Below are 9,117 nucleotides of genomic sequence, written 5' to 3'. Positions count from 1 at the left end.
GTGCATCCCGCCGTGAAAGCAGGCCAGCGGCCTGCTTTCACGGCGGGATGCACAACAGATGGGGGTGGCTGGGGCTATTTCAAGGGCGAGGTCATTTCTTCGATCTTGAAATGTGCTCGCGCCGTGGCAATCGGCTCATCCGGGTTGCCTTGCCAGGCCGTGATCGCCACATTGGTCACCCGCCGGCCCTGGCGCCACAGCTGGCACTGGGCGTGGGTGTCGCGATAATGGCCGGCACGCAGGTAGTCGATGGAAAAGTCGATGATTTTCGGAATTGCCGCACTTTCACTGAAAATCAGCAAGTACAGCGCAGCCGACAACTCCATGAAGCCGGCAATCACCCCGCCGTGGATCGCTGGCAGCAACGGATTGCCGATATTGTCCTGGCTGGCCGGCAGGCAGAACAGCAGGTCATCGCCCTGACGGCTGCACTGGATACCAATCAATCCGGCATAAGGGATCAACTGCAGCAGCGGTTCGTAATTGCCTTCGGCATGCGCCTGGCGCAGTTGCTGGTGCACTTCTGGCGGGATCATTGGCCACTCCCCTTGAGCTTGTTGGCGAAATTGAGGCCGCCCTTGATGCCCTTGCCCAGACGCATGAAAGTGCCAACCACCTGCGCGATTGGCTGCTCGGGGTCATCCTGGTAAGCCACCCCGCGGGTGAAAATCACATCGCGGGAAACGCGGTAACAGTACGCGTGACCGAAAATATCCTTACCGGCCTCGGCCGGGTGCATGTAGTCGATGCGCAGGTCCAGGGTCGGGCAGACCTCGAACTCAGGCAGCGCGCAAAGGGTGGCCATGCCGCAGGTGGTGTCCATCAGGGTGGTGATCGCCCCGCCGTGCACCGCGCCGGTCTGAGGGTTGCCGACGATCCTCGCGGAGTATGGCAGCACCAGGGTCATGCCCTGGGCGTCAGCGTGATGCACGCGCATCTGGAGTACCTGACAATGGCGTAACGCCGAGAGAAAGCGCTCGGCCATTGCCAGCAAGGAAGTGTCGGTCATTTGAAAAAACTCTCAGGCCATTGAGAACATGCACACAGTCTGGCAAATGTCCATATAGATCCATTTGTTATATATCTGTATGGTGCGCGGAACTTCTACCGGTTACTTGAACTCGAAGGAACAAGTAACTTATTCCACAAGGAGAAACACCCCATGCGTAAACCTTTTGCTTTTGCCGTTATGCTCGCCGCTGCCCTGGGTCTTGCCGCTTGCGATAAAGCCAGCGAAGACAAAGCCCAAGACGCTGCGCAACATTCCGAGAACGCTCAAGAGAAAATGAACGAAGCTCAGGATAAAGTGAACGAGGCAGCGAAAGAAAACGTCGAAGCCGCCAAAGATCAGGCCGAAGCGCAACAAAAAGCCGCTGAAGAAGCTGCGAAAGAAGCCGCTCCTGCTGCCCCAGTTACTCCTGCTGAGCCTGCTAAACAGTAAGCAAGCCTGCCGGAATAAAAAAAACCCGACACTGTCGGGTTTTTTTATGGCTGCCAAAACTGGATTAAACGATTCAGTCGTCACTCTTCAGGCAAGGTTCTCTTTAGCCGGCTCCGGCGCAGGTGCCTCGGTAGGGGTGTAAACCATCACATCGAGCACATCCGAATGGAATTCGCGACGATACAGCACCAGTACCACCCCGGTACTCATCAACATGAACAACCACGGGCTGATAAACCAGCAGAGCATGGCCATACCAAAGTAATAGGAGCGCAGGCCAAAGTTGAACTGGTTGGCGGCCAGTGAAATAACCCTGGCGGCTCTAAGGGCAAACGCCTTGCGTTCAAGTTCGCTGACATGACGCTCACCGATCATCGGCGCCGAGCCCACCAGTACCGCGGCGAAGTTGTATTGGCGCATGCACCAGCTGAAGGTGAAGAAGGCGTAAACAAACACCATTGCCAGGCACAACAACTTGATTTCCGACATCCCCTGGGACGCTTGCTGCACCAGCGGCAGGTCGGCCAGTAGCGATACTGCGCGGTCCGAAGCACCGAGCACGGTGAGAATGCCGGCGAGAATGATCAGGGTGCTGGAGGCGAAGAACGACGCATTGCGCTCAAGGTTGCCGATCACGCTGGCATCGGCGATGCGATTGTCACGCAGCAACATGCGGCGCATCCAGTCTTCCCGGTACAGGTGCAGCACGCTGGCCAGGCAGGCGGTATCGCGGCCCTTCCAGGTGGCGTAGCGGGTATAACCGCCCCAGCACACGGCAAACCAGCAGGCGGCCAGCAGGTGGATCAGATTGCTTTGAATGAAGCTCATGCAAGGTCCTGATTAAGTTTCGAGCACAGTAAATCCCATTGACCGGCTTTCGACGCTTTGCCGCAGAAAAAGACACGTCTGCCGTGCAGAAACGAAAAAGCCCCGCATCCTTTCGGACACGGGGCTCGGAATCTGCCGTACGGTCACCCTGCTGGCTTGTGGCCGGTGCCCGTCAGATGGCCAATTCTCAGGCCAGCACTTCGCGTGGCTTGCCCAGCATGCGGTCGCACAGCACCGCAACACCCAGGGTAATCACCGAAGGCACCAGCCAGGCCAGGCCCTGCTCGCTCAGCGGCAGGTGAGCGAGGATTTCTGGCAGTTCACTGGCCAGCGCGGTGCCCTTGATGGCATCGATCATGCCGAACAGCAGCGACACCAGCATCACCGGCGCCAGAATGCGTACCTGGGAGTTCCACAGCTCTTTGCAGAAGCTCAGGCCCACGACCACGATGCACGGTGGGTAGATTGCCGTCAGCACCGGGATCGAGAACATGATCAGCTTGGTCAGGCCAAGGTTGGAGATCAGCAGCGAGAAGCCGGCGAGGATCACCACCAGGGTGCGGTACGACAGCGGCAGCACCTGGCTGAAGTACTCGGCGCAAGCGCAGGTCAGGCCGACTGCGGTCACCAGGCAGGCCAGGGCAATCAGCACGGCAAGGAAGCCGCTGCCCAGCGAGCCGAAGGTGTGCTGCACATAGGCATGCAACACCGCCGCGCCGTTGCTGGCACCGGCGGCGATTTCATGGCTGCTGGCACCCAGGCGGAACAGGCTGATATACACCAGGGCCAGGCCGACACCGGCGATCAGGCCGGCGATGATCGCGTAGCGGGTGATCAGCCGCGGCGACTCGACGCCGCGCGAACGGATGGCGTTGACGATGACGATACCGAACACCAGCGCACCGAGGGTATCCATGGTCAGGTAACCATTGATGAAGCCCTGGGAGAACGGCGCGGCGACGTAAGCAGGCTGCGCTTCACCGATACCACCGGCTGGCAGCATGAACGCGGCGATACCGAGCGCGGCCAGGGCGATGATCTTCAGCGGTGCGAGGAAGCGGCCGACGGTGTCGAGCAGCTTGCCCGGGTACATGGACACCGCCAGTACCACCAGGAAGTACACCAGGCTGTAGATGAACAGGGCCAGCGGGCTTTCACCGGTCAGCGGTGCAACACCTACTTCGAAGGATACGGTGGCGGTACGCGGGGTGGCGAACAGCGGGCCTACCGAGAGGTAGCACACCGCCGCCAGCAGGCCGCCGGCGACCTTGCCGATCGGGCTGCTCAGGGCATCCATGCCGCCGCCGACCTTGGCCAGGGCAATGACAGTGATGACCGGCAGGCCCACAGCAGTGATCAGGAAACCCAGCGCCGCCATCCACACGTGTGGACCGGATTGCAGACCGACGATAGGTGGGAAAATGATATTGCCCGCGCCGACGAACAAAGCGAACGTCATAAAACCAAGTGCCAGGATGTCCTGGCCTTTCAAAACTTTCATTAAGGAAATACCACACTGCTGAAATCGGGATTTAGAGAGGGATTTCCCCTTGGGTGAGGGAAATGCTGCCTGGCTGGATGAGCCAGACCCGTTTAGCGTGTCGTTCCCTTTTGGGGAGCGGGCACAAAATGAGTGCATAGGTTAACGAATTTGACACAGAAACGCACTGCTGCAGGGCTGCTTGTCCGATGTGTGAATATGCGTGTCGCTTGCGCGACAGCTCCAAGCCGCAAGTTACAAGCCGCAAGCTTGCCGCAACACCCTCTTGCAGCTTGAAGCTTGTCGCTTGAAGCTGCTGCCCAGTAAACAAAAAAGGCCACCCGAAGGTGGCCTTTCTTGTTTACTGGGCAGTGATTACTTCTTCACTTCCCAGCCAGTCAGCTCGGCCAGGGCCTTGCCGATGTCTGCCAGCGAACGCACGGTTTTCACACCAGCGTCCTGCAGCGCAGCGAATTTCTCGTCTGCAGTGCCTTTGCCGCCGGAGATGATGGCGCCAGCGTGGCCCATACGCTTGCCCGCAGGAGCGGTAACACCAGCGATGTAGGAAACTACAGGCTTGGTCACGTGAGCCTTGATGTAGGCAGCCGCTTCTTCTTCAGCCGAACCGCCGATCTCGCCGATCATAACGATCGCTTCGGTCTTCGGGTCTTCCTGGAACAGCTTCAGGATGTCGATGAAGTTGGAGCCCGGAATCGGGTCGCCACCGATACCGACGCAGGTGGACTGACCGAAACCGGCGTCAGTGGTCTGCTTGACCGCTTCGTAGGTCAGGGTGCCGGAACGCGAAACGATACCGACCTTGCCTGGCAAGTGAATGTGACCTGGCATGATGCCGATCTTGCACTCGCCCGGAGTGATGACGCCTGGGCAGTTAGGGCCGATCAGGGTAACACCCAGCTCGTCGCACTTGACCTTGGCATCGAGCATGTCCAGGGTAGGAATGCCTTCGGTGATGCAGACGATCAGCTTGATGCCGCCGAAGGCAGCTTCCAGGATCGAGTCCTTGCAGAAAGGAGCCGGAACGTAGATGACCGACGCGTCAGCGCCGGTAGCTTCTACGGCTTCTTTCACAGTGTTGAACACTGGCAGGCCCAGGTGGGTGGTACCACCCTTGCCTGGGGTCACGCCGCCGACCATCTTGGTGCCGTAGGCGATGGCTTGCTCGGAGTGGAAAGTACCTTGCGAGCCGGTGAAGCCCTGGCAGATGACTTTGGTGTCTTTATTGATCAGGACGCTCATTACTTGCCCTCCGCAGCTTTGACAACTTGTTGAGCAGCGTCGGTCAGGCTGGTTGCCGCAATGATGTTCAAACCGCTTTCTGCCAGTACTTTAGCACCCAGTTCAGCGTTGTTACCTTCCAGGCGAACAACAACCGGTACTTTAACGCCGACTTCTTTCACAGCGCCGATGATGCCTTCGGCAATCATGTCGCAGCGAACGATGCCGCCGAAGATGTTGACCAGAACGGCCGCGACATTGCTGTCGGACAGAATGATCTTGAAGGCTTCGGTAACGCGCTCTTTGGTAGCACCACCACCTACGTCGAGGAAGTTGGCTGGCTTGCCGCCGTGCAGGTTGACGATGTCCATGGTACCCATGGCCAGGCCAGCACCGTTGACCATGCAGCCGATGTTGCCTTCCAGGGCCACGTAGTTCAGCTCGAAGCTGGCAGCGTGGGCTTCACGAGGGTCGTCTTGCGACGGGTCGTGGAAGGTTTTCAGCTTAGGCTGACGGTACATGGCGTTTGCGTCGATGTTGATCTTGGCATCGAGGCAGTGCAGGTCGCCGTCGGCCTTGATGACCAGCGGGTTTACTTCCAGCAGGGCCAGGTCGTGTTCTTTGAACAGCTTGGCCAGGCCTACGAAAATCTTGGCGAACTGAGCAACTTGCTTGCCTTCCAGACCCAGCTGGAATGCCAGTTCACGACCCTGGAATGGCTGAGCGCCAACCAGTGGATCGATAGTAGCCTTGATGATCTTCTCAGGAGTCTCGTGAGCGACTTTCTCGATGTCCACGCCACCTTCGGTGGAGGCCATGAACACGATACGGCGGCTCGAACGGTCGACTACAGCGCCCAGGTACAGCTCTTTGGCGATGTCAGTGCAGGATTCGACCAGGATCTTGGTCACTGGCTGACCGTTGGCGTCGGTCTGGTAGGTCACCAGACGCTTGCCCAACCATTGCGCAGCGAACGCCTTGGCGTCTTCCTTGCTGCGAACCAGCTTGACGCCGCCCGCTTTACCGCGACCACCGGCGTGGACCTGGGCTTTGACAACCCACTCGGTGCCACCGATCTTGTCGCAGGCTTCTGCGGCAGCTTCAGGGGTGTCGACTGCGAAACCCTTGGAAACTGGCAGGCCGTATTCAGCGAACAGCTGCTTACCCTGATACTCGTGAAGATTCATGCTTTTTACCGTCTTCGTTAGGTACTGCGCTTCGGCGCTGCGCTCCGTGGGAGTGCCGCGCCACCTGTGACCACTTGCCCCCGGTATGCTCCGGGAGTTCGAGTCCGGCGGACTTTCCGCGGTGAGTCATGCACGCAAGACTCACGACGGGCCACCCGCCGTGGTTTCTTATTGTTTAACGCTTCTTACGGTTGGCGACGTGAATGGCACCGCCATTCACAGCCAGCGCGGCTTCATGCAGCGCTTCGGACAGGGTCGGATGGGAGAAAACCATCATGCCCAGGTCTTCGGCGCTGGTGCCGAATTCCATTGCGATTGCACCCTGCTGCACCAGTTCGGCAGCCGATGGGCCAATCACGTGTACACCCAGAACGCGGTCGGTCTTGGCATCGGCGATGACCTTGACGAAACCACCGGTGTCGTTGGCAGCCATCGCACGGCCGCTGGCCGCGAACGGGAAGGTGCCCACGTTAACCTCAACGCCTTCGGCCTTCAAGGTCTGTTCGGTTTTACCGACCCATGCGATTTCCGGGTGGGTGTAGATAACCGACGGGATCAGGTCGTAGTTCATCTGGGCTTTGTGGCCCTTGATGCGCTCGACAACCATGATGCCCTCTTCCGAGGCCTTGTGCGCCAGCATCATGCCACGAACCACGTCACCAATGGCGTAGACGCCCGGTACGCTGGTCGCGCAGTGATCGTCGACGAAGATGAACCCACGCTCGTCGATGGTCACGCCGCTGTCGGCAGCCAGCAGATCGGTGGTCACCGGGCGACGGCCGACCGCAACGATCAGCTTGTCGAAAGTGATTTTCTGCTCGCCATTGGCGTCGGTGTAGGTCACTTCGACCTCAGCGCCGTTGACCTTGGAGCCGGTCACGCGAGCGCCCAGCTTGATGTCCAGACCTTGCTTGGTCAGGGTTTTCAGCGCTTCCTTGGAGACAGCGGCGTCAGCGGCCATCAGGAAGGTGTCCAGGGCTTCCAGGACGGTGACTTCAGCACCCAGGCGAGCCCAGACCGAACCCAGTTCCAGACCGATTACGCCGGCACCGATAACGCCCAGGCGCTTCGGTACGGCCTGGAATTCCAGGGCGCCGGTGGAGTCGACGATGACGTTCTGGTCGACCGGAGCCGGTGGAATGTCGATCGGACGCGAACCGGAGGCCAGGATGACGTTCTCGGCTTCGATGATTTCGGTGGTGCCGTCAGCCTTGGTGACTTCGACCTTCTTGCCAGCCAGCAGCTTGCCGTGGCCCTGGATCGAAGTTACGCCGTTGGCCTTGAACAGGGTGGCAACACCGCCGGTCAGGTTCTTGACGATGCCGGCCTTGCGGCCAACCATCGCGGCGACGTCCATCTTCACTTCACCGGTGGAGATACCGTGGACGTTGAAGCTCTCTTTGGCTTCCTTGTACTTCCAGGAGCTGTCCAGCAGCGCCTTGGAAGGAATGCAACCCACGTTCAGGCAGGTACCGCCGAGGGCCAGCTTGCCTTCGCCGTCAGTGTACTTCTCGATACAGGCAGTGCTCAGACCGAGTTGCGCGGCCTTGATGGCAGCTACGTAGCCGCCAGGACCTGCGCCAATCACTACCACATCAAATTTTTGCGACATTCAGAAAATCCTCTTTAAAGCTGCAAGCGATAAGCTGCAAGCCACAAGTTCAAGCGCAAACCGTTCAGGCTTGCCGCTTGAAGCTTGCAGCTTGCAGCTGCTCAATCAGATATCCAGCAGCAGACGAGCCGGGTCTTCCAGCAGGTTCTTGATGGTCACCAGGAAGGTCACGGCTTCTTTACCGTCGATCAGACGGTGGTCGTAGGACAGTGCCAGGTACATCATCGGACGGATCACGACCTGACCGTTGACGGCCATAGGACGCTGGATGATGTTGTGCATGCCCAGGATCGCGGCCTGTGGCGGGTTGACGATCGGGGTCGACATCATCGAACCAAAGGTACCACCGTTGGTGATGGTGAAGGTACCACCGGTCATTTCGTCGATCGACAGTTTGCCATCACGGGCTTTCTTGCCGAAGGTGGCGATGCCGTTCTCGATTTCAGCCAGGCTCATCTGCTCGGCGTTGCGCAGTACCGGTACCACCAGGCCGCGGTCGCTGGAAACGGCAACGCCGATGTCCGCATAACCGTGGTAGACGATGTCGGAACCGTCGATCGAGGCGTTGACCGCCGGGAAGCGTTTCAGCGCTTCGGTGGCAGCCTTGACGAAGAACGACATGAAGCCCAGGCGGACGCCGTTGTGGGTCTTCTCGAACAGGTCCTTGTACTTCGAACGCAGGGCCATGACTTCGGTCATGTCGACTTCGTTGAAGGTGGTCAGCATGGCCATGTTCGACTGTGCTTCTACCAGGCGCTTGGCCACGGTAGCGCGCACGCGGGTCATCGGCACGCGCTTCTCGGTACGGTCGCCAGTGGCGACAACCGGGGCAGCGGCAGCAGCGGCTGGCTTGGCGGCAGGTGCGGCAGCCGGAGCGGATTTCTTCGCTTCGATGGCAGCAACCACGTCTTCCTTGGTGATGCGACCGTCTTTGCCGGTGCCCTTGATGCTGTTCAGGGCGATGCCGTTCTCTTCGGCCAGCTTGCGAGCAGCTGGCGCGCCGATGGCGTCTTCGTCGCCAGCAGCGGCGGCAGGAGCAGCGGCGGCAGCAGGAGCTGCAGCAGCGGCAGGCGCGGCAGCTGCAACGCCACCTTCCTGGATCGAACCCAGGACTTCGTCGGACAGGACGGTCTCGCCCTCGCCCTTGACGATTGCACCCAGTACGCCGTCAGCGGTAGCCAGTACTTCCAGGACAACCTTGTCGGTTTCGATGTCGACGATCAGCTCGTCACGCTTGACGGCTTCGCCCGGCTGCTTGTGCCAGGTGGCAACGGTGCCATCGGCAACCGATTCCGGGAAAGTAGGGGCTTTGATCTCGATAGCCATTATC

9 protein-coding genes are annotated in these 9,117 nt (G+C 59.5%); 1 reads left to right on the top strand and 8 read right to left on the bottom strand.

From position 1 onward, the window contains the following. Positions 1-74 precede the first annotated feature (74 nt). Both JV241A_RS13900 and JV241A_RS13895 read right to left on the bottom strand, forming a co-directional pair. The gene (locus tag JV241A_RS13900; protein WP_134063081.1) at positions 75-536 is read right to left on the bottom strand and encodes a PaaI family thioesterase; all 462 of its coding nucleotides are present in this window, start codon (positions 534-536) and stop codon (positions 75-77) included. Beyond that, entirely contained in the window at positions 533-1,009 is a 477-nt protein-coding gene (locus JV241A_RS13895) for a PaaI family thioesterase (protein WP_115087936.1), read from the bottom strand. The genes JV241A_RS13900 and JV241A_RS13895 overlap by 4 nt, the downstream gene beginning before the upstream one ends. Before the next feature lie 153 nt (positions 1,010-1,162). Here JV241A_RS13895 and JV241A_RS13890 point away from each other — a divergent pair, with 153 nt between their 5' ends. After that, entirely contained in the window at positions 1,163-1,441 is a 279-nt protein-coding gene (locus JV241A_RS13890; protein ID WP_115087937.1) for a hypothetical protein, read from the top strand. 87 nt (positions 1,442-1,528) lie between these two features. On the opposite strand, the gene JV241A_RS13885 is transcribed toward JV241A_RS13890, so the two are convergent. The 6 genes from JV241A_RS13885 to odhB form a co-directional block, all read right to left on the bottom strand. Then, the gene (locus tag JV241A_RS13885) at positions 1,529-2,269 is read right to left on the bottom strand and encodes a DUF599 family protein (RefSeq protein WP_115087938.1); all 741 of its coding nucleotides are present in this window, start codon (positions 2,267-2,269) and stop codon (positions 1,529-1,531) included. Between the two features lie 187 nt (positions 2,270-2,456). After that, the gene (brnQ, locus tag JV241A_RS13880; protein ID WP_115087939.1) at positions 2,457-3,770 is read right to left on the bottom strand and encodes a branched-chain amino acid transport system II carrier protein; all 1,314 of its coding nucleotides are present in this window, start codon (positions 3,768-3,770) and stop codon (positions 2,457-2,459) included. A gap of 354 nt (positions 3,771-4,124) precedes the next feature. Further along, positions 4,125-5,009: a succinate--CoA ligase subunit alpha gene (gene sucD / locus JV241A_RS13875; RefSeq protein WP_115087940.1), complete on the bottom strand. Its 885-nt coding sequence runs from the start codon at positions 5,007-5,009 to the stop codon at positions 4,125-4,127. After that, positions 5,009-6,175: an ADP-forming succinate--CoA ligase subunit beta gene (gene sucC, locus JV241A_RS13870; RefSeq protein WP_010224674.1), complete on the bottom strand. Its 1,167-nt coding sequence runs from the start codon at positions 6,173-6,175 to the stop codon at positions 5,009-5,011. Before sucC ends, sucD begins: the two co-directional genes overlap by 1 nt. A 175-nt stretch (positions 6,176-6,350) precedes the next feature. Beyond that, complete coding sequence (gene lpdA, locus JV241A_RS13865; RefSeq protein ID WP_115087941.1) at positions 6,351-7,787, bottom strand: dihydrolipoyl dehydrogenase; 1,437 nt, start codon at positions 7,785-7,787, stop codon at positions 6,351-6,353. A 105-nt stretch (positions 7,788-7,892) separates the two neighbouring features. Beyond that, the gene (odhB, locus tag JV241A_RS13860) at positions 7,893-9,113 is read right to left on the bottom strand and encodes a 2-oxoglutarate dehydrogenase complex dihydrolipoyllysine-residue succinyltransferase (protein ID WP_134063079.1); all 1,221 of its coding nucleotides are present in this window, start codon (positions 9,111-9,113) and stop codon (positions 7,893-7,895) included. Positions 9,114-9,117: the final 4 nt, after the last annotated feature.

Origin of the sequence: Pseudomonas sp. JV241A (genome assembly GCF_900275665.1) — a bacterium.
GTDB classification, from domain to species: domain Bacteria; phylum Pseudomonadota; class Gammaproteobacteria; order Pseudomonadales; family Pseudomonadaceae; genus Aquipseudomonas; species Aquipseudomonas wadenswilerensis.
This window is presented reverse-complemented; position numbering and strand designations above follow the sequence as displayed.

Excerpts from the sequence above, each read along its gene's own strand:
- lpdA (WP_115087941.1), bottom strand. The coding sequence starts at position 7,787 with ATGTCGCAAAAATTTGATGTGGTAGTGATTGGCGCAGGTCCTGGCGGC.
- JV241A_RS13900 (WP_134063081.1), bottom strand. The coding sequence starts at position 536 with ATGATCCCGCCAGAAGTGCACCAGCAACTGCGCCAGGCGCATGCCGAA.
- JV241A_RS13895 (WP_115087936.1), bottom strand. The coding sequence starts at position 1,009 with ATGACCGACACTTCCTTGCTGGCAATGGCCGAGCGCTTTCTCTCGGCG.
- JV241A_RS13885 (WP_115087938.1), bottom strand. The coding sequence starts at position 2,269 with ATGAGCTTCATTCAAAGCAATCTGATCCACCTGCTGGCCGCCTGCTGG.
- sucD (WP_115087940.1), bottom strand. The coding sequence starts at position 5,009 with ATGAGCGTCCTGATCAATAAAGACACCAAAGTCATCTGCCAGGGCTTC.
- JV241A_RS13890 (WP_115087937.1), top strand. The coding sequence starts at position 1,163 with ATGCGTAAACCTTTTGCTTTTGCCGTTATGCTCGCCGCTGCCCTGGGT.
- sucC (WP_010224674.1), bottom strand. The coding sequence starts at position 6,175 with ATGAATCTTCACGAGTATCAGGGTAAGCAGCTGTTCGCTGAATACGGC.
- brnQ (WP_115087939.1), bottom strand. The coding sequence starts at position 3,770 with ATGAAAGTTTTGAAAGGCCAGGACATCCTGGCACTTGGTTTTATGACG.
- odhB (WP_134063079.1), bottom strand. The coding sequence starts at position 9,113 with ATGGCTATCGAGATCAAAGCCCCTACTTTCCCGGAATCGGTTGCCGAT.